Annotated in this window: 22 protein-coding genes; 12 read left to right on the top strand and 10 right to left on the bottom strand. The window is 61.1% G+C overall.

The window, feature by feature from the left end; translation table 11 throughout:
* Positions 1–26 precede the first annotated feature (26 nt).
* Genes ampD through FKL89_RS11665 form a run of 4 tightly spaced genes read right to left on the bottom strand, consistent with a single transcriptional unit; the run spans position 27 to position 3,848 of the window.
* Positions 27–593 (bottom strand): 1,6-anhydro-N-acetylmuramyl-L-alanine amidase AmpD, encoded by a 567-nt coding sequence (gene ampD / locus FKL89_RS11680; RefSeq protein ID WP_156862917.1) that lies wholly within the window; start codon positions 591–593, stop codon positions 27–29.
* Complete coding sequence (locus FKL89_RS11675; protein ID WP_156862916.1) at positions 586–2,028, bottom strand: sigma-54-dependent transcriptional regulator; 1,443 nt, start codon at positions 2,026–2,028, stop codon at positions 586–588. The genes ampD and FKL89_RS11675 overlap by 8 nt, the downstream gene beginning before the upstream one ends.
* A 10-nt stretch (positions 2,029–2,038) precedes the next feature.
* On the bottom strand, positions 2,039–3,628 hold the full coding sequence (locus FKL89_RS11670) for a sensor histidine kinase (protein ID WP_156862915.1): 1,590 nt from the start codon (positions 3,626–3,628) through the stop codon (positions 2,039–2,041).
* Positions 3,612–3,848: a PP0621 family protein gene (locus FKL89_RS11665; protein ID WP_156862914.1), complete on the bottom strand. Its 237-nt coding sequence runs from the start codon at positions 3,846–3,848 to the stop codon at positions 3,612–3,614. Before FKL89_RS11665 ends, FKL89_RS11670 begins: the two co-directional genes overlap by 17 nt.
* 124 nt (positions 3,849–3,972) lie before the next feature.
* On the opposite strand from FKL89_RS11665, the gene FKL89_RS11660 reads away from it, so the two are divergent.
* Both FKL89_RS11660 and FKL89_RS11655 read left to right on the top strand, forming a co-directional pair.
* A complete protein-coding gene (locus FKL89_RS11660; protein ID WP_156862913.1) occupies positions 3,973–4,404 on the top strand; it encodes a PhaM family polyhydroxyalkanoate granule multifunctional regulatory protein in 432 nt (143 codons plus the stop codon).
* Positions 4,405–4,794: 390 nt separating this feature from the next.
* On the top strand, positions 4,795–5,598 hold the full coding sequence (locus FKL89_RS11655; RefSeq protein ID WP_156862912.1) for a ZIP family metal transporter: 804 nt from the start codon (positions 4,795–4,797) through the stop codon (positions 5,596–5,598).
* 17 nt (positions 5,599–5,615) lie between these two features.
* On the opposite strand, the gene FKL89_RS11650 is transcribed toward FKL89_RS11655, so the two are convergent.
* Positions 5,616–5,846, bottom strand: a complete 231-nt coding sequence (locus FKL89_RS11650) for a hypothetical protein (protein ID WP_156862911.1) — start codon at positions 5,844–5,846, stop codon at positions 5,616–5,618.
* A gap of 124 nt (positions 5,847–5,970) precedes the next feature.
* Here FKL89_RS11650 and FKL89_RS11645 point away from each other — a divergent pair, with 124 nt between their 5' ends.
* The 4 genes from FKL89_RS11645 (at position 5,971) to FKL89_RS11630 (ending at position 10,403) form a co-directional block, all read left to right on the top strand.
* On the top strand, positions 5,971–7,800 hold the full coding sequence (locus FKL89_RS11645) for a PHA/PHB synthase family protein (RefSeq protein WP_156862910.1): 1,830 nt from the start codon (positions 5,971–5,973) through the stop codon (positions 7,798–7,800).
* Positions 7,801–7,872: 72 nt separating this feature from the next.
* Positions 7,873–8,613, top strand: coding sequence for an acetoacetyl-CoA reductase (gene phbB, locus FKL89_RS11640; protein WP_156862909.1), 741 nt, complete (start codon positions 7,873–7,875; stop codon positions 8,611–8,613).
* Positions 8,614–8,960: 347 nt separating this feature from the next.
* Positions 8,961–9,740 carry a gamma-glutamyl-gamma-aminobutyrate hydrolase family protein gene (locus tag FKL89_RS11635; protein ID WP_156862908.1) on the top strand — a complete coding sequence of 260 codons (780 nt, stop codon included), beginning with the start codon at positions 8,961–8,963 and terminating at the stop codon, positions 9,738–9,740.
* Positions 9,741–9,764: 24 nt separating this feature from the next.
* Positions 9,765–10,403: an MBL fold metallo-hydrolase gene (locus tag FKL89_RS11630; RefSeq protein WP_156862907.1), complete on the top strand. Its 639-nt coding sequence runs from the start codon at positions 9,765–9,767 to the stop codon at positions 10,401–10,403.
* A 28-nt stretch (positions 10,404–10,431) separates the two neighbouring features.
* On the opposite strand, the gene FKL89_RS11625 is transcribed toward FKL89_RS11630, so the two are convergent.
* Both FKL89_RS11625 and FKL89_RS11620 read right to left on the bottom strand, forming a co-directional pair.
* Positions 10,432–12,039: a toll/interleukin-1 receptor domain-containing protein gene (locus FKL89_RS11625; protein ID WP_156862906.1), complete on the bottom strand. Its 1,608-nt coding sequence runs from the start codon at positions 12,037–12,039 to the stop codon at positions 10,432–10,434.
* Between the two features lie 87 nt (positions 12,040–12,126).
* Positions 12,127–14,544, bottom strand: a complete 2,418-nt coding sequence (locus FKL89_RS11620; protein WP_156862905.1) for a tetratricopeptide repeat protein — start codon at positions 14,542–14,544, stop codon at positions 12,127–12,129.
* On the opposite strand from FKL89_RS11620, the gene FKL89_RS11615 reads away from it, so the two are divergent.
* The 4 genes from FKL89_RS11615 (at position 14,544) to FKL89_RS11600 (ending at position 18,545) form a co-directional block, all read left to right on the top strand.
* Positions 14,544–15,194: a Crp/Fnr family transcriptional regulator gene (locus tag FKL89_RS11615; protein WP_156862904.1), complete on the top strand. Its 651-nt coding sequence runs from the start codon at positions 14,544–14,546 to the stop codon at positions 15,192–15,194. The genes FKL89_RS11620 and FKL89_RS11615 overlap by 1 nt on opposite strands.
* A gap of 172 nt (positions 15,195–15,366) precedes the next feature.
* Positions 15,367–15,678: a hypothetical protein gene (locus FKL89_RS11610; RefSeq protein WP_156862903.1), complete on the top strand. Its 312-nt coding sequence runs from the start codon at positions 15,367–15,369 to the stop codon at positions 15,676–15,678.
* Between the two features lie 597 nt (positions 15,679–16,275).
* Entirely contained in the window at positions 16,276–18,063 is a 1,788-nt protein-coding gene (locus tag FKL89_RS11605; protein ID WP_162527498.1) for an adenylate/guanylate cyclase domain-containing protein, read from the top strand.
* Between the two features lie 80 nt (positions 18,064–18,143).
* Positions 18,144–18,545 carry a hypothetical protein gene (locus tag FKL89_RS11600; RefSeq protein ID WP_238363334.1) on the top strand — a complete coding sequence of 134 codons (402 nt, stop codon included), beginning with the start codon at positions 18,144–18,146 and terminating at the stop codon, positions 18,543–18,545.
* Between the two features lie 156 nt (positions 18,546–18,701).
* Here the strand turns inward: FKL89_RS11600 and FKL89_RS11595 are convergent, their stop codons facing one another.
* From FKL89_RS11595 to FKL89_RS11585, 3 genes are all read right to left on the bottom strand, one after another.
* Complete coding sequence (locus FKL89_RS11595) at positions 18,702–19,439, bottom strand: FadR/GntR family transcriptional regulator (RefSeq protein ID WP_156862900.1); 738 nt, start codon at positions 19,437–19,439, stop codon at positions 18,702–18,704.
* A gap of 119 nt (positions 19,440–19,558) precedes the next feature.
* Positions 19,559–20,545 carry a Bug family tripartite tricarboxylate transporter substrate binding protein gene (locus FKL89_RS11590; protein WP_156862899.1) on the bottom strand — a complete coding sequence of 329 codons (987 nt, stop codon included), beginning with the start codon at positions 20,543–20,545 and terminating at the stop codon, positions 19,559–19,561.
* A 94-nt stretch (positions 20,546–20,639) separates the two neighbouring features.
* Positions 20,640–21,566: a dihydrodipicolinate synthase family protein gene (locus tag FKL89_RS11585; RefSeq protein WP_156862898.1), complete on the bottom strand. Its 927-nt coding sequence runs from the start codon at positions 21,564–21,566 to the stop codon at positions 20,640–20,642.
* Between the two features lie 343 nt (positions 21,567–21,909).
* Between FKL89_RS11585 and FKL89_RS11580 the strand changes: the two genes are divergently transcribed.
* On the top strand, positions 21,910–22,638 hold the full coding sequence (locus FKL89_RS11580; protein ID WP_156862897.1) for an SDR family NAD(P)-dependent oxidoreductase: 729 nt from the start codon (positions 21,910–21,912) through the stop codon (positions 22,636–22,638).
* An 11-nt stretch (positions 22,639–22,649) separates the two neighbouring features.
* Positions 22,650–23,294 carry a DMP19 family protein gene (locus tag FKL89_RS11575; protein ID WP_162527497.1) on the top strand — a complete coding sequence of 215 codons (645 nt, stop codon included), beginning with the start codon at positions 22,650–22,652 and terminating at the stop codon, positions 23,292–23,294.
* Positions 23,295–23,308: the final 14 nt, after the last annotated feature.

Raw genomic sequence — 23,308 nt, 5'->3', positions numbered from 1 at the left:
CAGAATGCGTGCGGTGCAGGCAGGCCCTAGACTGCCCAGCGCCGCGCAAGTCGCGAAAAATCAAAGGTTGGGCCAGGATCTACCTTGCGCCCGGCCGCAATTTCGCTGTGCGTGGTGACCGCGCGGACCGGATAACGGGCCGCGATGGCTGCGAGCAATGGGTCCAGCGCCGTGTACTGTGCGGCCGTGAAAGGCTGCACGGCATCGCCTTCGATTTCGATGCCGATCGAGTAGTCATTGCAGGTGTGTCGACCGTGCCAGCAGGAGACACCGGCTTGCCAGGCACGATCATCGCAGCTCACAAACTGCTGCAATAACCCGCCGCGGCGCAGAAAAAAGTGCGCCGATACCTGCAGGTGCGCTATCGCTTCCAGCTCGGCGTTGCCGGAGGGATTGAGCCGGTTCTCGAAAAAGGCCGCCACCTCGTCACCCCCGAATACCCCGGGTGGCAGGCTGATGTGATGCAGCACCACCAGATCGACGGTTGTGCCTTCCGGTCGCGCATTGAAATTCGGGCTGTAACGGCGTTCGGCGGCGAGCCACCAGCCAGCGTCCCAGGCTGCGGTGGAATCAATTGCCAGAGCGTTACTCATCGTCCGGTTCAAGGCCCAGCCGCTCCAGCCGATAGCGCATCGAGCGGAAGGTAATGCCGAGCAGCTTGGCGGCCTGGGTGCGATTGCCACGCGTCTGCGCCAGTGCCAGCTCCAGGGTTTCGCGCTCGGCGCGATCAAGAAAGTCCTGCAGTGGCGTTCGTCCAGCCAGCGTGCCAGAGCCGGTTGGCGTCGATGTGGCTGCTGCCTGGGTGACCGGATTGTCGTCAACGGTCAACCGCAAATCCGAAACCTCAATGCGGGCCGGATTGTCGGCCAGCGCCATGGCGCGCTCGAGGACGTTTTCAAGCTCACGAACGTTGCCCGGGAAGCTATAGCGTGTCAACGCCGTAATTGCCGACGGTGCCAGCGCAACGGTCATGCCGCTGGCGATGCGCGCCAGCGTGCGCATGGCGATGACGGGGATGTCGGACGCAATTTCACGCAGCGCGGGCATCGACACCTGCAATACGTTCAGACGGTAAAACAGGTCCTGCCGGAAGTGCCCGGATTGCACCAGGGTTCCAAGATTCTTGTGGGTGGCGCTCACGATGCGCACATCAATCGCGTCTTCGGCAGTGCTGCCCACCTTGCGCACCTTGCGCTCCTGGATGGCGCGCAGCAGCTTCACCTGCAACTGCAGCGGCAAATCGGCGACTTCGTCGAGAAAGAGGGTACCGCCCGAGGCGGCCTGAAAGAAGCCATCGCGATCGCTCTCGGCGCCGGTGAATGCACCTTTGCGGTAGCCGAAGAACTCGCTTTCCATCAGGTTCTCGGGGATTGCACCGCAGTTGACGGCGACAAAGGGGCCGTTGGCGCGCGGCCCCGATGCATGCAGGATGCGTGCGGCGAGTTCCTTGCCGGTGCCGGATTCGCCGTGAATATGCACTGGCGTCTGCGTGTTGGCCAGCTTGGCCAGCAGCGTGCGCAACGCTTCGATGGTGGGCGACTCGCCGATCAGCGCCGGTACGTTCGCTGATGCATTGACCGCAGCGGCTCCGGCGCTGGCGTGCCCACCGCCACTTGCTGCTGCCGTTGCCGCCCCAATACGCCGCTCCGGCACCTTGATGGCCGATTTGACCAGGGTCCGCAACTGATCGAGCGAAACCGGCTTGGCAAGATAGTCGAAGGCGCCGGCCTTCAGCGCCGCCACCGCATTGTCGGCATTACCGAAGGCGGTGATCACGGCGCAGGGCAGGTCAAGCCCGCGTTCGGCGATGGCCGCCAGCACATCGAGTCCGGTGCCATCTCCGAGCTGCATATCGGTCAGACACAACGAATAGGTCTGGCGGTCGAGCGCCGCCAGTGCGCTTTCACGGCAATCAGCAGTGACCACTTCCAGGCCGAGCTTGGTCAGGGTCAGCTGCATCAACGTCAGCAGATCGGGTTCATCGTCCACCACCAGCACACGCGGGGCGGTCTCAAGTTTTTTGGCCATTGGGCGCCTGTCAGTGAATCGGCATCAAGGGTAATTCGAGCACAAAGCGGGCTCCCTTTTTGGAGGAGCCAAGACGTACGCTACCACCGTTGGCCAGTGCCAGTTCGCGCACCAGATAGAGCCCGAGCCCGGTGCTGCCGCTGCCGCTGTAGAACGGCTCGAAGATGCGGTCCGAAATGTCTGCGGGAACGCCGTCGCCGTCATCGATCACGGTGATCACGGCACGCTGCATGTCGTCTTCCACCGTTGCCGTGATGGTGACGCTGTTTTCTACCCTGGCCGAGTGCCGCCACGCGTTGGACACCAGATTGACCAGCATTTCCTCAAAGTGACCACGGTCGGCGTGGATCGTTGCCTGGCCCTGCGTGGCGATGCGGAAAGCGTTTCGAGGTGCGGGCAAGGTGGCGCTCAGGTCATCAATCAGCTCAGTCACTGCGGTTTCGACCTCGATGGCGACCGGTGTGCCGCGATCGCGGCGCCCGAGCAGGGAGACATCGCGCACGATGCGATCGATGCGGTCGACGTTCTTGTCGATCATGGTGGTCAGCGCCTGCGCTTCGGGCCGCTCCGCCATTTCCTCGCCAATCAGCTGAGCCGCCTGCTTGATGGCGGACAGCGGGTTACGGATTTCGTGGGCGATGCTGGCCGACAGGCGGCCGAGCGCGGCGAGCTTGATCTGCTGCGCCTGCGCTTCGGCCTGATCCATGTCTTCGAGAAACACCAGCGTTCCGGCACGCTCCTCCAGATCCACCGGCATCATGCGCGGCACCAGCGAGCGCTGCCCGTCGCGCGTGCGAATGGGCGCTGCATCCAGCGTACTGCCGGAAACAAAGAACGCCTGCCAGCGAGCGTGCAGATCGGGCGACAGTTCGTGCAGCTGCACGCCGCGTTGCATCGACGCCTCGTCGCCACCCAGCCAGCGGGTCGCCTGTGGATTGGCCATCACGATCTGGCCCAGCGCGCCGACGACGAGAACGCCATCTTCCAGCTCGTTGATGACCACCTGATTGATATGCGCAAGGCGCCGAACATCAGCGGTGCGTAGCGCCGCCCGGTGCTCCGACTCTTCGGCGCTGCGCCCAAGCAGCATGCCGAGCAGCGCGAGCAGGAAGTAGCCGGCGCCGACCAGTGCGGCCTGCGTGATCGCCTGCACCGAGCCGGTACGCAGCAGCAGCTCTGCCAGCAACAGCGCGATTGATGCCAATGCCGCGTGCGCCAGCGCGATGCGACTGCGCAGAAACCAGCCATGCGCGGCGAGGATCGGATAAAGATACGTGGCCAGCGTCGTCGCCGGCGTGTGAGAGTCAAAAAAGGTGCTGGCAATGAACAGCAAATCGATTGCCAGCTGCGCCAGCAACAGGCCGCTGATACCGCCACGGAATCGACCCAGCATCGCCACGCTGAGCAGCGCCCAGACGGCATAGGCCGAACTCGCTGCGTAGCTGAACGAGCCGAGATTGGTGGCACCCGACGCCACCGCCAGCGCGACGGCGACTACGCAGCGGTACAGCGCCAGCAGACGCAGTACGCGCAGCGGCGTGCCGATCAGCGCACCGCGCAGCGCGGCGTTGACCGCGATACCTTCAGCGCCGGTTTGCACAGTTGGCGTCGCCGCAGCCGTAGCCGGTTTCGGTCATCACCGCGTTCGACTTCGGCAGATAGACGCCACAGCGGCCGCAGCGGATCATCGGCTCATTGGCGGCCGCGCGCTCGCGTTTTTCCCGTTCCTGCCGCTCGCGTTTCGTCTGATGGGCCGAGAACATGCGCAGCGCCAGCAACACCAGAAAGAAGACAACAATCCAGAAGATGATTTTTCCCACGTAGCAATCCGGCGCCAACGAGCGCATCGCGAGTAGACTTCAAACGAGTCTAGCAGCGAAGTGACCGCCGCGAGTCTGGCGGTGGTGTTGATCGGCAATCACGGAGGAAAGGGTGGGGCGGGGCATGTCAAAACCGGCAGCAAATGAGCCTTGGGCCGCGTGGGCGGAATCCATGCAGAAGATGATGAGCAATCCGGCGGCGCTGAACCCGTTTGCCGGCATGATGGGCTTGCCGGGGATGCCAGGCATGCCCGGTGCCAGCGCGGCGGGTGGTGCCTTTGACCCGCAGCAGTTCATGAAGGCGATTGACCCGGCCGAGATCGAACGGCGTATTCAGGACTTGCGCGCCGTGGAGGCATGGATGAAGCTTGCGCTGTCGGGCGTCGAGGTGTCAATCCGCACGATGGAAATGCAGCGGGATGCCTACGCTTCGTTCAACAAGATGAGCGAATCGGCAAGCAAGACCATGAACGACAGTGCCGAGGCTGCCGTCGCGGCCGTGCGCGGGACACGTACCGTCAAGCGCGCCGCGCGCGGTACGGCGCGCAAACGCTGAACGCGAGGCGTCGTCGTAAAGGCGTTTTGACAGTCAGCTTTTGGCTGAATACACCATAGGATATGGGCTCAAGCCATAAAAAGCCGTGAAGTCGACTTCTTAACCTTTTCGTCGCACATGCGGCGTGAGTCCTTATTCGGTAAGGGGGCTGCAAAGATATTTGCCAAAGCTGTTGCCGATTTGGTGGACCTTTTTTGAGTGCCTGGCAACAATGGTTGCCGACCATGTGACCGGCGATGCGGCGACGCATTGCCGAGTTTGCGCAGTCACTGAAGACGTCATTCGCGTAAAATGCAATTCTGTTGCGATTAACGGCGCAGAACCGCGCCGTGATGAGAGTTCAAGTCAGACTCTCTTGCCAATCGCGCCGCTCCTTCGCAGCTCCCCGTTTTGACGCTCCTCGCCATCATCATCGCCGCCGTTATCGGTGGCATCGCTTCCTGTGCTGTCGCAGCATTCGCGCTTTATGCCCGACTGACTTCGATCGAGCGCTGGGTGGCATTTGCCGTGGGCGCGATGCTGGCGGTGGTATTTCTGGACATCCTGCCGCACGCGCTGTCGGAAGGCGTGGCGCCGGCCTCGCTGATGGCGTGGGTGCTCGGCGGTGTGCTGTTCTTCTTTTTCCTCGAAAAACTGGTGATCTGGCGGCACTCGCACGGCGACCTGACGCCCCGCGACGCGGCGGACGATCACGACCACGCGCGTCACCACAGCCACGGACATCACCATCACGACGGCGGTCGCTCGGGCCTGATGGTCCTGATCGGGGATTCCCTGCACAACGCGACCGATGGCGTGGTGATTGCTGCCGCGTTTCTCGCCGATTTCAGGCTGGGCGTGGTGACTGCGCTGGCGATCATCGCCCATGAAGTGCCGCAGGAAGTGAGCGATTTCTTCGTGCTGCTGCACTCGGGTTACTCGCGCAGCAAGGCCTTTCTCTACAACCTGATTTCGAGCCTGGCGATGGTGGTCGGCGGCGTGATCGCCTATTTCGCGCTGGAAAAGGCAGAGACCTGGGTGACCCCGGTGCTCGCCTTCGCGGCGGCGTCAATGCTTTACGTGGCGGTGGCAGATCTGATTCCGACCCTGCATCGCCGTTTTTCGCTGAAGGACACCCTGCAGCAGATGGTAATGATCGGTCTCGGCGTCGCTACGGTGACGCTGACTCATTCGCTGCTGCACGTCGGGCACTGAGCCAAGGCCGGAACGCATCAACGGCGCGGGTCTGCCCCCGCTTGATCAGTCCCCGAGGTGTTGCCTGCCTCAGTACTTTCCTGCCCATCCTCGCGACGCTTTGGCCGCCGCAGACCGCGTGTCCATAGCAGGATGGCGATTGGCAGCACACCGAGAAACAGCACGCGCACCACGGCTTTCAGCAAGGTGTCAGAAACTGCGGCGATCATTACGACAACGTAAAGCCAGCCGATCGCAACGATGATCATCGGGCAGTGGTCAAGTAAGCAACACTTGATGTTACTTCCGCGTCATCAATTCCGAAAAGCGCGATCAGGGCATTGCCAGCGCGAAGTGCGTTGGCTACATTGACTCAGGTAAGGAGGCGCAGCGATGAGTACCAAAAAGCCGGGTGAGGCGGGCAACAATCCCTTCGCAGCGTGGATGGAGAACAATCCTTTTGCTGCAGCGGCGGCGAATAATCCCTTCGCAGCAGGGTCGGCAGACAATCCCTTTGCCGGTGGCGGCAAGGCCGGGGCCAACCCGTTTGCGGCGGGCCTTGACGCCATGCAGACCATGATGAGCGGCAACCTCGGGCAGCAGCCGTGGGCCGCATCGGCTATGCCGTCCTTTGCCGGGGCACCGGCCGCGCCGGAGGCCGGCTGGTGGTGGTTGCCGGCCGTCAAGCCGGAAGCATTTCAGGCCGCGGCGATGAAATGGTTTTCACCGCAGACCGATGTCGCTGCACTGGCAGCGGCGGACCGACGCTTCCGTGGCGAAGGCTGGCAGTCGCAGCCGTTCTTTCAGGCCGTGCGCGACCAGTATTTGCGCACTGCGGCGTTCTGGCGCGATGTGGTCGAACATGCCGACCTTGACGACCGTGAGCGGCATCGCGCGAAGTTCTTCCTGGAACAGTTCCTTGATGCCTCGGCGCCGAGCAACTTCTTCCTGACCAACCCCGAGGCCATCCAGCGCGCGGTCGAAACCAAGGGCGAAAGCGTCAAGCACGGCATGGAAAACCTGGCCCACGACATTGAGGCCGGCCACATTGCCATGACCGACGAGACCGCGTTCAAGGTGGGTGAAAACCTCGCCGTGACGCCCGGTCAGGTGGTGTTCCGCAACGAGCTGATCGAGATCATTCATTACACGCCGACGCAAAAAACGGTCTACCAGCGGCCGCTGCTGATCGTGCCGCCGTGCATCAACAAGTTCTACATCCTCGACCTGAAACCGGAGAACTCCTTTGTTGCCCATGCCGTGGCACAAGGCTTCAATGTGTATCTGGTGTCGTGGCGCAATGTGCCGGAAGAGCTGAAGACGCTGACCTGGGAAGACTACCTGGAAGAGGGCGCGCTGACCGCGATCGACGAAGTGCGCAGCCACGCCGGTATCGAAAAAATCAACGTGCTGGGCTTCTGCGTCGGCGGCACCATTCTCGCCAGCGCGCTGGGCGTGCTGGCGGCGCGCGGCGAGCTGGACGACTTTATCGAGAGCGCGACCTATCTCACCACGCTGCTCGACTTCAGCGAGCCAGGCGACATCAAGGCCTATCTGGGCGAGAGCACTTACCAGATGCGGGCGCAGCAGTTCGGGCCGGACGGCACCGGCGGCATGATGAAAGGCTCGGAGCTGGCGCAATCGTTTGCGTCGCTGCGCGCCAACGACCTGATCTGGAACTACGTGGTCAACAACTATCTCAAAGGGCAGGATCCGCCGGCCTTTGACCTGTTATTCTGGAACGGCGATTCGACCAATCTGCCGGGGCCGATGTACCTGTACTACATCCGCAATTTCTATCTCGACAACAAGCTCACCGAACACGGTGGCATCAACATGCTGGGCGAAGACGTTGATCTCGCGCTGGTTGACGTGCCAACGTTTGTCTACTGCTCGCGGGAAGACCACATCGTGCCCTGGAAGAGCGCCTTTGCTTCGGCCGAGTTGTGGGGCGGTGATGTTGAGTTTGTGATGGGCGCATCCGGGCATATCGCCGGCGTCATCAATCCGCCGGGGCCGAAAAAACGCAGCTACTGGACGGGCAATTTCCCGGCACCGACGCCGGAGGCGTGGGACAGCAAGGCGAAAGAGCACCCCGGCAGCTGGTGGCCGCACTGGTACACCTGGCTGGCGCCGCATTCCGGCAAGCGGGTCGCCGCACCGAAGCAGCCGAAGTCAAAGCTTGGCGCAGCGCCGGGCACGTATGTACTGGCGAAAGCCTGATCAACGCCTGATTTTTTGCAGTCGCGGTAGCGCCGCGTCCGCAGTTTTCGAGTCGACAATAAGGAGAGAGAAATGTCACGTATTGCATTGATTACCGGCGGCATGGGCGGCCTCGGCGAAGCCATCTGCATCAAGATGGCCGCGCTGGGCTATCAGGTCGTCACCACCTATTCGCCCGGCAACAAGACGTGGAAAGAGTGGCTCGATTCAATGAAGCAGCAGGGCCACAACTTCAAGGCCTATCCCTGCGATGTCGCGGATTTTGATTCCGCCAAAGCCTGCATCGAACAGGTCACCAAAGAGGTTGGCCCGGTTGACGTGCTGGTGAACAACGCCGGTATCACCCGCGACATGACGTTCAAGAAGATGGACAAGGTCAACTGGCATGCCGTGATGTCGACCAACCTCGATTCCACGTTCAACATGACCAAGCAGGTCTGCGACGGCATGCTGGATCGTGGCTGGGGCCGCATCATCAACATCTCGTCGGTGAACGGCCAGAAGGGTGCCTTCGGCCAGACCAACTACTCGGCCGCCAAGGCCGGCATGCACGGCTTCACCAAGGCGCTGGCGCTGGAGGTGGCGCGCAAGGGCGTGACCGTCAACACCATCTCGCCGGGTTACATCGGCACCAAGATGGTCATGGCGATCCCGCAGGACGTGCTCGACAGCAAGATCATCCCGCAGATCCCGATGGGCCGTCTCGGCAAGCCGGAAGAAGTAGCCGGTCTGGTCGCTTACCTCGCCAGCGAAGAGGCCGCGTTCCTGACTGGTGCCAACATCGCGATCAACGGTGGCCAGCACATGCAGTAACGACCGTATCCGCCCGCCGGTGCAAGCTGCCGGGGCGCGTGTCGGCATTCGACGGGGTATATGGCTTTTTGCTGTATGCCCCGTTTTAATTGGGCTTGGAGCCGAATTTCGTTACAAGTCGACTGTTGTGTTTTTCGGCGCCCAAGCCGCATTCAGCTGTGCACTGAAAGAAATGCTGCCGGCAAATCGGCGCTGACAAATTGATCGCGGTGACCATCGCGTAGCGGCGCCCGCCGTGTTTCAGCGCAACATCCGCAGAAGCCGTTTGCGTTTGCTGGCATGTGACAATCCATCCCCCCGTTGCAGTCAATGCAGCGCCGGTATCTTTCCAATCAATCACTTACGCCATGCCGGTCGCCGCCAAGCATCCACCGCTCGTTCTCATCCCCTGTGACAACCGCATGTTCGGCGATGTGCCGATGGTGGTGCTCTACAACCGCTACTTCGACGCCGTGCGCGATCAGGCCGGCTGCCTGCCGATCCCGCTGCCGTGCACCGGCAAGGAAGACCTGGATGCATATCTCTCGATTGCCGACGGCGTCATGCTGACTGGATCGCCGGCCAATGTGCATCCCTCGCACTTCGGGCAAAACGTGCATGATGAATCGCTGCCGCTCGACGCCATGCGCGACGCCACCACCTTGCCCCTGATCCGCCGCGTTGTCGAGCTCGGCATGCCCTTGCTCGCGATTTGCCGTGGCTTGCAGGAGATCAACGTTGCCCTCGGCGGCAGCCTGCATCAGGCCATTCAGGAGCTGCCGGGGCGCGACGACCATCGCGGCGCCCGTGGCCGTGCCGGTGTGCTGACGCCCGAGCGCTATGCGCCGGCACATCCGGTCGCTATCACAAGCGGTGGCTGTCTCGCCGCGATTCTCGGGCGTGACGAAGTGGTGGTGAACTCAGTGCACGGCCAGGGCATTGACCGGCCCGCTGAGGGCGTGCGTGTGGAGGCGCTGGCACCGGATGGCCAGATTGAAGCCATCTCGCTGGCGGCGCATTCCGGCTTTTCGCTGGCGCTGCAATGGCATCCCGAGTGGCGCGCGTCCGAGGACGCCACGTCGCAGAAGATCTTCGCCGCATTCGGCACGGCCTGCCAGCAGTGGCGTGCTGCGCGATCAGCCGCCTGACCTGATTTGCCGCCGTTGCGTTAGATGCTTCACTACAAAACCATTCCCGTCACGCCCTTCCAGCAAAACTGCAGCCTGCTCTGGTGCGACGAAACGCATGATGGCGCCGTCATCGATCCGGGCGGTGAGATTGATCGCTTGCTGGCTGAGGCCGAGCGACTGGGCGTCACGATTGAGCAAATCTGGCTCACGCATGCACATATCGATCACGCAGGCGGAACGTCAGAGCTCGCGAAACGACTGGAGGTGCCGATCATCGGGCCGCATCCGGGCGACCAGTTCTGGATCGACGCACTGGCGGAGCAGGGGCAGATGTTTGGCTTTCCGCGCGTGGACCCGTTCACGCCCACGCGCTGGCTTGCCGATGGCGACACTGTTGAACTGGGGGGGCATGTGCTCAATGTGCGTCATTGCCCCGGCCACACGCCGGGCCACGTAGTGTTCCATTCACCCGAGCTGAAGCGCGCCTTTGTTGGCGACGTTCTCTTTGCCGGATCAATCGGGCGTACCGATTTTCCGCAGGGCGACCACCAGACCCTGATCAACAGCATCCGGCAACGCCTGTGGCCGATGGGTGACGACACCGTGTTCATTCCGGGGCATGGGCCAGAGAGCACGTTCGGACGCGAACGCAAGATGAACCCCTACGTGCGCGGCGTCTGACCCGTTTCGTGCGGTGCCACCAGGATGATCAGCGCTGTAACGGATCAGCCTCGGCCGGCGGTGAAGCATTGGCCTGGGCCAGAACCTTGTCAATGAAATCGCGATCGTCTCTGGCGTCGACAAACTGGATGTGATCAAACTCTGCCGGGACCTGAACTGTTTCACGAAGCACTGGAATGATGAAATCGTTCTGGTTTACGCGGCGGATTGCGGCGCGCTCCATTTCGAAGCGGCAGAACCCTTTGCTGAAGTAGTCCTTTGAATACACTGCAACGAAATGCCTGCTGCTGTTGATGGCCGTCACCAGGGTTGCGTACCACGACGCGCCCGCCTTGATGTCTTCGGTATCAAAGAACACCCGTAGCGGCCTGCCGCTCGCGTCGCGCGCGCTTCGCAACGGCTCATATACGTTTTTTGCTACCCAGCGAGCGTTGTCAGGGGTTCTCGAATAACTGATGAAGAAATCGTATTGAGGCGCCAGAACTTCGCGTTGGTCATCAATCTGCATCTCTACTGCGCTGCGAAGCGCCGCCTGTCGCGCGCTGAGCCACGCCAGTGCCACCGCCAGCATCACCCCAACAGCAACCAGCGTGACCCGCGGGTAGAGATAGCCAAGCGCATACGTCAATCCGATCCACATCGCGACAAGAGTGAGGCCGAGCACCACGGCCCCCAGTGCGGGCACCCACAGCGTAAGGGTTTGCCGGCGCGGCAGTCGTCGCAGGCGCAAGAACGCTAGCACTGAAGCAAGAGGCACCACGGTTGCCAGCACAACCACTATCCAGTCACTGGTCAATGGTCGCTGAGCAACCGCTGCATCAAAAGTGCTCGTCCGCTCAATCAGTGCCCAGGCAAGCAGCTCCGGGCCGCTGCGGTTTGCAAAGGGACTGCGATCCTTGTCGAGACTGCCGATCAATACGTTGGTTCCGGTCAAATCGACCGATCCCTTCGCGCCACGGAAATTGATGCTGCCGTCGACCGCGCGAAACGCACGGACCGTATGCTCAACGGCAACAGCGGGCTTGCCGACGTTGACGATCAGTGATGTGTTCTCCGAGGTGACAGGGCGAGCAAATTGCTGTTCGGCAACGACGACCGCCAGCGCGGGCACCGCCAGAGCGGACGACAAGGCAAGAAAGGGCTCGTACTTGAGCGTGCTTCCGCCAAACTCGAATTGCGTATGGCCGAAGCCGTCGAGCTGTTGCTGGTAAATCGGGGCCGCGTGGCTGCTCATGAATTGCGCCGTCGGGTTGCCGCTCTGGTCGACCGGGTTGATCGCGGCAAAGACCGGAATTCGTGCGTCACGCAGTTGTCGCAATGAACCCTGCAGCACATCCAGTCCACGGGGGTCGGACGAAAAATAAACGTCAAGAATCACCATGCGCGGGCGCTGGCGCTCGCGGATGGCTGCTAGCACGTCGCTGATCTCCCTGCGGAACACGGTCGGGTCACCGTCTGCGTCTTCATACGGGACGTCCACGATCACCCACTGCTGCGGCCAGCTAGGCGTGTTGGACTTGTTCAGTAAACCGAATACCCGCCAGTCCGCTTCCCGCCACCACGGCGTCCACAGCACCACGGCCATCGCGAGCAACCAGAGCGCGGTGTAGCGGGCTATCGAGGGTACTGAGATCACGAGTACACGGTTTGACACTGACTGTAAGCGATGGATGGTGGAACTGTCGTACGGCAAGTGCTGCGAGGGAAAGACAGCCTTCGCGATCTACTTGGCACTGCTTCCGCTGCCAGCAGGCGTGGCGGTGGCATTGGAGGATGACCGCGCTGAGATAGCGGCCCGCGTTCGCTTGGCATCGTCGGAATATTTGGCGGCTTTCTCGGCGTCTCCGAGCATTGTCCATGCCTCTGTGAGGCGATCTTGTGCTTCTGCAATCAACAATTGACTGGTTAAGTCGGCCATTTGGCTCGCCTTTGCCACGGCCCGTTCTAAATAGGCAATGGCAGCTCGCGCATCGCCAGCCGACATCGAAATCCGGGCCAGGCTGGCAAGGCTCGCCGTGGCGAACGTCGCGCTTGCACGATCACTTGAGTTAGCAAGGGTGGCAATAATCCTTTCCAGGTGGAATCGTGCACTCTCAAGTTCTCCACGCTTCTCGAATATCGTCGCCAGGCGAGCGTGCGAAATGTTGACGCGTGAGCCGATTCCGCTCCCATAGTGGCTTTCGGCTGATGAGATCGCCTTGCTAAAGGCGCTGATCGCGAGATTCTCGTGCCCAAGTTTGTCGTGGCAAGTACCGAAGGCCTGATGGATCAGAAACTCCTCGGCGCTGCCACCGGCTGGCGGTCGCTGCCGATAAGTGGTCTCGGCACTTTCGAACGACTTTAGGGCTGCCTGACAATTGCCCAGTCGGGCCAGCATTTCGCCCTGAAATAAGTATGCTCGTATGACAGATTCAGAGTCAGCAATCTGTGCTTCTTCGTAGAGCATCACTGATTTTTTGATTGCCTGCATCGCATCCTCCATGCGTCCTTGCCGCAAATTGTGTCTTGCTACCTGATATAGGGTAAGTGCGACGGCACGGTTGGCTTCGCTGGGATATAGCTCAGCCTGCATTGCGCGAGCTCTGGCAAAGTGTTCGCTAGCGGTTGGGAAGTCTCCCAGCAGCGACAACACCGTACCTAGAGTCATGTAACTCCAAGCTGTATCGGGATGTGCGCGATTTGGATATAGCTTTACTCGCATGGCTAGAGACTCTTCAAGGAGCGAACGCGCCTTCACCGGGTTGCCCTCATTCAAATACGCGACACCCATATTGTGGATAGTGTTAGCCAAGCTGGCTTTACTGTCCGGGTGCGATTCACGAACCGCGGTCGCACGCGCATCTTCGAGCATTTGCAGCGCTTTTGCAGATTCTCCCAATCTTGCGTAGGCCTGCGCAAGATTTCCCAAGGCACAACTTTGACAAACGGCAGATTCGATGCCTGATCGCCGTGCCAGGTCAAGCGATTCCCCAAAGAGTGCAAGCGCTTGACGAATCTCCCCTAATTCGGCGTGCGTGGCGCCAGTCGCAAGAAGAAATTTGAAGCGCTTCGCGTTGGACAGGCCGCGCAACGTACTCGCACGCTGCGATAGCGTTAGTGCGATCCTCGGCTTGTCCACTTTGCGCATCACATTGATGAGATTCGCAAGAGAGGCAGCAATTCGCTCATCGTTGCGGCTCGCTTCGCTCTCCTCGAGCTGCTTCTGAAAGTACTCCTCCGCCCCCTTGAGCGTGTCGAATGTCTTCAGATAGTCGTCGTAATTGAGCTGATAGGTGACACTGCGTTTGGTATTGGTATCCAGTGTTTCGCTGGTAACAACTTCAGCCGTCCGATCCTCAGCACCCGGCTCGCGGATCAGCACCTTCACCTCGCGCTGTACTTCGACGGTGCCTTCGGTCACCGAAAATCGGATCTCCTTGTCCGGTTCAACCTCAACGCTGAACCGGGTGCCTCTGACAAAGGCGAGAAAGCGGCGGTAATTCACGTTGAAGAAGTTGAGCGCCTTGACGACGTCAAGCGACACGCTGCCTTCCTCGATGGAGTAGCTTTCTCCTTCATCACTGACGAGGCGAACGACGAAGCGGCTACCGGGTTGAAGTGTGATGGTGTTGCCGTTACTGGATTTGAGCGTGATCACGGTACGCGCAGGAACAATCAGCTCGGACTCGAATTCGAGCTCGCTGCCGCGCGCGAGCGAACGTTGCACGGGTGAGGCATTTCCCTTTGCGCGGAGCGCTGCATCGACGGACGATACGTCGGATTTGCCGTCCACCTGAATGCCAGTGACCACAATGTTGGATGCTGCTGCCGCAACGGCCATACAACCGGCGACGAAGGCACCAGTCGCGGCACGAAGCCATGAGGCTATTGACCGAGGTCGCTTGGCAGGCATTGCGCAGGCGCTGCGCGTGAGCCTTGCCTGCGCTGGGACGATATGGCAAAGATAGTTCAACTTAAACATCTCGCACCCTTTCAGCAGCCCGGTCGCAGGCAGCAAAGCCACGTCCAGTGCCGCGCGTCGAACCAATATATGCCGGACTGCAGGGCCTGTCCATTGACGATTCCGCAGAAAAATCGCGGAGAATTCTGCACATTGCCGGTCGGTGTGATGCGCGTCCGGTGTCACGAAGGTGCTATCCAATGTCGACCTCGAGTCCCAGTCAACAGCAGCTACTCGCCATTAGCGATCCCGCCATCCGTGCCCTTGCTGCCTGCGGTGTGGTGCGGAGCTTCCCGCGGAACACCTTGCTCATCACCGAGGGTGACAGTTCCGACACCATTTATGTCTTGCTCGCGGGAGCGGTCAAGGTTTTCGTCTCGGACGCCGGAGGCACGGAGATGATCCTGGCCAACCGCAGCGCGGGCGAGTTTGTTGGCGAACTCGCTCTCGATGGTCGCGCGCGGTCGGCGTCGGTGATGACAATCGAGCCATGCACACTCGTACTCATTTCGCGGGCGATGTTGCGCAGCGCAGTGATGAGTGATCCTGATTTCGCAATGACGTTGGTCGATGTGCTCATCGCACGCACCCGACGCACTACGGAAGTGGCAAAAAACCTCGCGCTGATGGATGTGTACGAGCGGGTGACACAATTGCTCAATGAGATTTGCGAACCTCGCAACGGGCTTCGGGTGTCTGCAAAAAAGCTGACGCAGATCGAGATTGCTGAACGGGTGGGGGCTTCTCGCGACATGGTGAGCCGCATACTGAAGGAACTGGTGGCCGGGGGGTACCTGTCAGTGGAGCAGAAGACGTACACGATTCACAAGCCATTTCCTGCGCACTGGTAGAGCTGCTTGTGGGTTGTGCAGCGCCCTGAAAACTTCGCGCACCATCAACTGAATTTGCCGAATATTCGGCATTTTTTTTGCCGACTTTGCGATAACGCTGCGACTCGCTGAAAACCTAAATTGTCTCCACGCAAACGCCTCATGTTGAGGCGGTGCAAAACAGGAGATGATCATGTTGAACGGCAATATTCGCACCGAATTGAAGCCCGGCGTAGCGACCGCCCAAAGCGATGACCGTCGCGAAAGTCTGAGTGTTATGGCTGCTTTTGTCGCATGCTTTGCTGCCATCGCGTTTGCGCTGATCGCCATCGCGACCGCTCCGTTGTCGAACGTCACGGCGCCGCGTGGCGCTGATGTTGCCGCTGCTGCGGCTGTTCCCGAGCCGCTGCCGGCCGATGCAGCAACGCCCGTCGCTCCGGAGCCGGTGTCCCGTCCGGAGCGCGCCGAGCCGACCAGCGGTAACGTCGTCGACATGACGTATTAGCAGCGGTCATGGACTGTCGAAAACACGCGGATTTGCCTGACCTTGCAATGACAATGGCTGTGTGCCTGTTCACGTTGGCTTGCGGTTCAACCGCAGCAGCTGAACCTGCACACAGCGCAAACGGTGATTGAGCGTATCTCGAAGGCAGACTCAATGATGCTGTTACGCACTATGTCGCCGCAGCAGCGACAGGCGATGTTTGCGCGCAGGAGCTTGCAGGGACCATAAACCTGCATGGCGCCGCACTGTGTCCGTCGCGACCGACCCGTCACCGGGCTGCGTCGAAGTGGCTTCGCGCTGCGGCAATCGGCGGCAACGCCGCCGCCCAGCGGATGCTCGCAGCGATGTATTCTTTCGGTCACGGGGTAGAGCAGAACATGGCGACGACAGAGAGCAGGCGGTGGTGGCCGCAGAAGGTTGATGAAGTCAGCCCCGTTCGTTGCTCCGTGCTGCCAGCTGTAGACGACCGCGGCGATGCTGGTCGCGGGGCAAGTGGCGTGTTTTGTGAGTCACAACGACGGTTTGCTGTGCCGTGAGGTTCCGCCTCCCGCGAGTGGTACCCCCGGTTTGTCCGGCAACGAGCGTGAGGGAGAGCAGATGAACAATATTGAGTCCATTCGGGACTTGATCGCGCAAAGCCGGAACGCTGAGGCGCTGGACGCTGTTCGTGCCAGCGTCTCCGATTCAGCCGACCCACCAGCAGCAGAAGCGGCTTATCTGGCATGCCTCGCTTGTGTAAGGATGGGTGCCTTTGCCGAGGCACAGACCTGGTACGGACGTCTCGATCTGACGACCATCGCAGACGCGTCGTTGCGCAGTGACGCACTGTGTGTCGCTGCCCGCATCTCCAAGCTGCGATTTGCCGCGCTCAAATCCGTCGACGAGCATCGTGCCATCCGCCATGCGGTCGAAGCTTTCATCCATTACAAGAAAGCGTTTGACGAGTACGTGACGCCCTATGCGGCTATCAATGCTGCGGCGATGGCATGGATCATTGGTGAGAACGCAGCCTGCAGGCAGTTCGCGCACATTGCCCTCATCGGCAGTCTTGGCCTGGCAGGGGTGTGGCCATGCGCCACAAGAGCCGAAGCGCATCTTCTGCTGGGAGACGTCACAGCAGCGCAGACGGAATATCGGGCTGCATACGGCCTTGCCCGAGGGCAGCACGGCCTGGTCGCATCCATGCGCAGGCAGCTCGATTTGCTCGCCGTACCCGGCAGCCATGACTGCCTCAACGAAGTTCCAGCGCCAGTGGTGATTGCGTTTACCGGCCACATGCTCGACCGACCGGATCGCGAAGTGCCGAGATTCACCGGGACAATGGCGGACGCCGTTGCACGCAGGTTGCGCGAAAAGATCGACGGCTACGGGCAGGTGGTTGGATTCAGTCAGGCTGCGTGCGGTGCCGACATCCTGTTTCTCGAAGCTATGCAGGAGGCAGGCATGCAGACAACCGTTGTGTTGCCTTTTTCGGCTGCAGACTACCTCGAGACCAGCGTGACATTCGCTGGCCCGGCATGGGTGGCCCGGCACCGGAAGGTGCTGGCGAACGCGACGCGTGTCGTCCATGCCACCGAAGAGCGCTATCTGGGAGATGATGTGCTGTTCCAGCACGCCGCCGATCTAATTCAGGGTATGGCTTTTCTCCGCGCGAGTGAGCTCGCCACTACGCCACACCTGCTGGTGGTCGCGCAATCGGGAGCGGAGTCGCACCTGGGAGGCACAGTCGCGACCGCGACGCGCTGGAACAGTGCTGATTGGACATCCGACTGCATCGAACTGGAGCCGACAGTACTTCCGGCGCTGCAAGCTGAGCGCCAGCCGATGACCGGCGAGCCGATGCCGTCGCGCCGCACGATACATTCCTTCATGTTTGCCGACGTTACCGGCTTCTCGAAGATGCCCGAAGAGTACACGCCGGCCTTCGTTGATACTTTTCTGACATCCATTCGATGTGTTCTCGATGCAATGCAACGGCCACCTGTCGACGCCAACACGCGCGGCGACGGTTTGTACCTGGTGTTTGATTCCGCAAACGATGCTGCCATCTGCGCCCACAATGTGCTTGCAGCCATCCGGGCAACTGACTGGACCGCACTGGGACTGCCGCAAGATACGACGGTGCGTATTGGACTGCACGCCGGGCCAGCCTATCGAACCTATGACCCAGTGATGCGGAAAGATACGTTCTACGGTTCGCACGTCAACCGCGCCGCTCGGCTGGAGGCGATCGTGCAGCCGGGCCAGATTTATGCGACCGAGACCTTTGCCGCCTTGCTGGCGGTGAATGGTGAGACCGGCTTCCGTTGCGAGTACATCGGTGAGACGCAACTGCCGAAGAGCTTCGGCACTGCACCACTGTATCGGGTCCTGCGAACGGCTTGACTTTGTTGTCGCACGTAGGCTACCTTGCGGATCGGCAACCAAAAAACGCGACCACGGGGGAACTGGTGAACGCGCTAACTATGACTCCAGCTGAACTGTTCTGGTTTGGTATTGCTCTGGTTATTTCGCTGCCTCTTGGCGGGATCGCCACGGCGATCTTCTACCGCCGGCTGATCAAGCGTCTTGATCTCGCCTCAAAACTTCCCGCCGGACCGGTCGTGCCTGGCTGGCTTATCGGCGTCATTGAGCGCATTTTCTTCACCATCGTAGTGGCCTACGACATTTCTGGCGCGGCCGTCGGCATGGTGGCATGGATAACGGTAAAGATGGTGTCGAGCTGGAATCGGCCCGATCGCACTCACGCCAAGGAAGATGCGGAGAGTGCCGTGCAGCTGTCCATGGCGGCGCTGCTCGCCAGTCTGGTGTCAGTGACCTTCGCGGCAGTCGGCGGCTTGCTTTGGCGGGCAGCGCTACTCAGTTGACCGCGAGGCGCAGGCAATCGCCCGGTGCCGCAGTGATGGTCAGGACCGGAAGCCAGCCCTGACGGTCGCGACGGCCGCTATTGATGCGGAGAGAGGGCAATCGCGGCCGTCGCGGCTACTGCTGCAGCGTGTCGTGGGACGGTGGGCGACGACGCCCTAGTTGTCCCGTTCGCGATTGATCAAGCGCTGCCGTGCCTGGTCGAGGTGAAACTGCATCGCCACACGGGCGCGGTCACCGTCGCGGGCGCGAATGGCTTCGACAATCGCGGTGTGCTCCTCCAGCACCTTTTGTGCACGCCGCGCGGAGCCGGAGCGCGTGAGGCTGATGGTCAGCCGCATGAAGCCGGACATCGCTTCGTGCGTGCTGTCGAGCACACTGACGAAAAACTCGTTGTTGGCGGCATCGGCAATGGCGCGATGAAAGGCGAGGTCTTCCTCGGCGTTGATGCGGCCCTCGTCAGCGCTGGCGGCGAAACGGGTGTGGGCTTCGTCGATGACGCGCAATTGCGTGTCGCTGTGGCGCAGCGCAGCCAGACGTGCGGCTTCGCCTTCGAGCGCGATGCGGACTTCCTGGCAGCGCAGATACTCGGCGACGTTATCGGCCGACGTGAGCGACTTCAGGCGTGATGCCGGCTGCGCGCTGACGAACGAGCCCAGGCCCTGATGCGCCGTGACAAGGCCGTCGGCGCGCAGGCGCAGCAGCGCTTCACGCACCACCGGGCGCGACACACCGTATTGCTCGGCGATCTCGTTCTCCGATGGCAACTGGTCGCCGACGTTGAGGCGGCCGCTGACGATGCGCTCGAATATCTGCCCGTAAATCTGATCAGACAGGCGGGCGCGCTTGCCGGTGGCAGGCGCTGGATCGGCGGGCGTTGTGGCGGGTTTTGGCATGGGCGCGAGCTTGGGCGGTGGAGCACCCTTTCGTGGCCTTATGGTAGCCCGGTTGCTCGCAACCGGGTTTCGTGCACGAGACGCCCCGGCTGCGAGCAGCCGGGCTACTGCTGCGGCGATCAATCGATCTTGATGTTGCCCGCTTTGATCACTTTCGCCCACTTGGCTATCTCGGCTACCTGGAACGCAGCGAATTGCTCCGGCGTCATGGTCGAAGCTTCCATCCCGAGCTTGCCAAGACGCTCGACGATCTCCGGGCTCTTGAGAATCTTGCCGACTTCCGTCTGCAAGCGGCTTAGGATCGGGGCCGGCACGCCAGCCGGCGCGAAGATCGCCTGCCAGGATTGCAGGTCATAACCCGTCACGCCGCTCTCGGCCATCGTCGGGACATTCGGCAGCGTCGCCGCACGCTTGCTGGACGTCACGGCCAGCGCACGCACCTTGCCGCTTTCGATGAACGGCATCGCCACCACACTGGTGTCAAACATCATCGGCACCTGACCACCGATCACGTCCTGAATAGCCGGCGCGCTCCCCTTGTACGGTACATGCACCATGTCGAGCCCGGCGATGCTCTTGTAGAGTTCACCGCTCAAATGCTGCGAGGTGCCGTTACCGGCGGAGGCAAAGGAGATGCTGCCGGGCTTGGCCTTCGCCGCCGCGGTCAGCTCCTGTACGGTTTTGTAGGGGCTCGATGCGCCCACCACCAACACGTTGGCGTTGGTGCCGATCAGCGCTACCGGCGAGAACGACTTGACCGGGTCATACGGCAGCTTCGGGTAGAGGCTCACATTGATGGCGTGTGAGCTGATGGTGCCGCCGAGGATGGTGTAGCCATCGGGCGCCGCCTTGGCGACGTAGTCCGAGCCGATGTTGCCGCCGGCGCCGGCGCGGTTTTCAACGATGACCGTAGTGCCCAGCGCGGGGCCGAGCTTTTGCGCGATCAGCCGCGCCAGCACGTCAGTCGTACCGCCAGCCGGGAAGGCAACGACATAGGTGATGGGCTTCGATGGCCATTTGTCTTGTGCGAAGGTCGGTGCGGCGAGCACGCAGGCGGTGCCGATGGTGGCGGCGAGCAGGGTGCGGCGAATGGGAGAGAAGTTCATAAGGCCTCCTTGGCAATGTCACTAAATTTGCAGATCGTAGGGCGGGCACTGCCCGCCTGGCGCATGATTGGCGGGCAGTGCCCGCCTGACGCTGTCAACCGGCGTAACCGCCATCCGCCGCCAGCAGCGCCTTCGCCACCGGCTCCACGCGGGCGCGCTCGGCGGGCTCAAGGCCGGTGAGCATCGGCAGCATCGGGCCCATGTCGGCCACGCCGGCGAGCGTGACGGCGTCGTGCAGCACACGGATCGGGCTGATGCCGTCGCGGCAGTCTTCCAGCGGGATGTAGCGGGCGCGGACGGTTTCGGCTTCGTCGTACTTCTTCTGCTTGAGCAGCGACAGCAGTTGCATCGAGCCACGCGGTGCCACACAGACCGAGCCGGAGGTGAATCCGGTCAAACCGAAGTCACGCAGATGCACAATGGCCGGGCGCTCGCCAATGCCGCTGACCAGCAGGTCGCGGTTGACAACCTTTACAAGTTCGCTGAGGTACGGGTCAACCTTCGGGTCTTCCATCACGGCGGCGTATTTGATCGAGGCAACGCGGCCTTCGTCACAGAGCTTGGCAACTGTTTCGGGCTTCAGGTAGTTGGCGGACTTGATGTAGACGACGGCTTTCTTGCCCATCGCGTCGGTCAGGTGGCGCACGCCGGTCGCGATGCCGGCGTCGGTGTACGGAAAGGTCATCGGCAGCAGCATCGCCGTCGGATAGGCGCTGGCCTTGATCACTTTGGCCTGCTCCATCGCCTTGCCATAGTCCGGGCCGACCGAGGGCAGCACCCAGGTGTCGGCGCCGACGCTCTCGGCCAGGAAGTCCAGCAGGCCCGCGTATTCGGCCAGCGGTGCATGGTAGAAGTTGGCGTTGCCGCCGTACATGATGTTCTTCACGCCACCACCTTCAAGGTGCTTGATCAGGCGCAGGTTGGCGGCCTTGTTCAGCGAGAAATCAGCGTTGCGCGCCAGCGGCGGCACGGCGATGACGGAACGTTCGAGGTCGGCTTTGGTGATCGGAGTGGTTTTCATGGGCAGGGTGGTTGGTTGCGTTGAAATTTACAAGTTAACGAAATATATATAACTTGTAAAACAATTGGAAGTGCCTGCGATTCCGTATTGCTCGCAGCGTTGGCTTTTGATGTGAAGCCTCATTTGAATTGGGCTTAGGGCGGTAAATTGCATAAAGTCGACTTAAAGGCATTTCGTGGTCTTAGCCCTTATGAAATGGGCGTTTCATGGAAAAGCCTTATAAGTTTCCCGTTGCTGGCGAGCTGAGCAATGCACTTGCCCGACTCAAGCAAAGCTGGGTCGTCGCCGCAACACAAATCGGGTGACAATCGCGGCATCAAAATTGTGTTGCAAGGTGCAGTTGATGCAAGCTGAATGGACAGGCCGCACGGTGATCGTGACGGGTGCTTCGGGCAATCTGGGCGCTGCCGTCGCGCGGGCGTTTGCGGCGGGCGGGGCGAACCTGGTCTTGGTAGACCGGCATCTCGAGGCGCTACAGCGCGCAGGCTTCGCCGACGACGCCACGCATCTGCTCTCGGTCACCGATCTGCTCGACCAGACGCAGGTGAGTGCGATGGTGCAGGCGGCGGTGGCGAAGTTCGGCGGTGTGCATGTGCTGTGCAACATCGCTGGTGGCTTCCGCATGGGTGAGGCCGTGCACGAGACGTCGGACGCGACGTGGAACTTCCTGTTCGACATCAACGCCCGCACGCTGCTGCATGCCGCGCGCGCCGTAGTGCCGCAGATGCTCGCGCAGTCGCCCGACGCGGCGGGCTGCCGTGGCAAGGTGGTCAACATTGGCGCCTTCGGCGCGCAAAAGGGCGGCGCCCAGATGGGCGCCTACGTGGCATCAAAGGCAAGCGTCATGCGGCTCACCGAATCAATGGCCGCCGAACTGCGCGAGCAGGGCATCAACGTCAACGCCGTGCTGCCCACCATCATCGACACGCCACAGAATCGGGCGGATATGCCGGGCGCTGATCCAGGTAAGTGGGTAGCACCGGAGGCGCTGGCGGACGTAGTGCTGTTCCTTGCGTCCGACGCGGCGCGTGCAGTGAATGGGGCTTTGGTGCCTGTGACGGGGTTGAGTTAGGAGACTACCCGGTGAAGATTGTGTACGCTCGGGTAAGGCAACTCTTGCTTGTCCCTTTGGTGATTTCGACCTTGTCATCTTGTTCTACTCAACCCGATCCGAAGGCCACAGTAATCAGCGAATTGATCGCGAAGTCAGTGCGCGAGTATGCATCGCGAACACGCTACCAAAAGCTTGATGTCCCCACGCTCAACGGCATAGCCGATGACAGACTAGAGCAGGCGATCGTGGACTATGTGGACTACAAAGTCGGTGGCGACTACGCAAGTGAAAGAAAAATCGTAGACGGTCTTTCACCAGGTATTCGCGCGCTGTACATCACTTGGCGGTTAGAGGCAGAAGTCGGTAATGGCGGTTTCAATCAATACTTTTGGAATTCAGCGGGGCAGTTTGCTGACTCTGCGATCAATAGCTTTGAGTTCTTTAACGCGATAGAACACGCAGCGGTCGTACGCGAAGCCCTTGCAGTCCGACAAGCCGAGGCGCAGCTCATGGCTGAGTTCAAACGCGACGGCACCATCGAAGCATTTTCCAAGTCATACAAACACTCGAAACTGGCTCCTGTTGACCAGAAGTTCTTTGCGACAAACGAGAAACTCTCCGCGCTACGGATTGCAAAAATTCGCTCGCAAGTGGAACTGTTCGTCGGCGATTAGCAGCGTTACTTGGA

The sequence above is a fragment of the Casimicrobium huifangae genome (genome assembly GCF_009746125.1).
GTDB lineage: Bacteria > Pseudomonadota > Gammaproteobacteria > Burkholderiales > Casimicrobiaceae > Casimicrobium > Casimicrobium huifangae.
The sequence above is the reverse complement of the archived record's forward strand: the minus strand, read 5'-3'. Positions and strand labels throughout refer to the sequence as shown.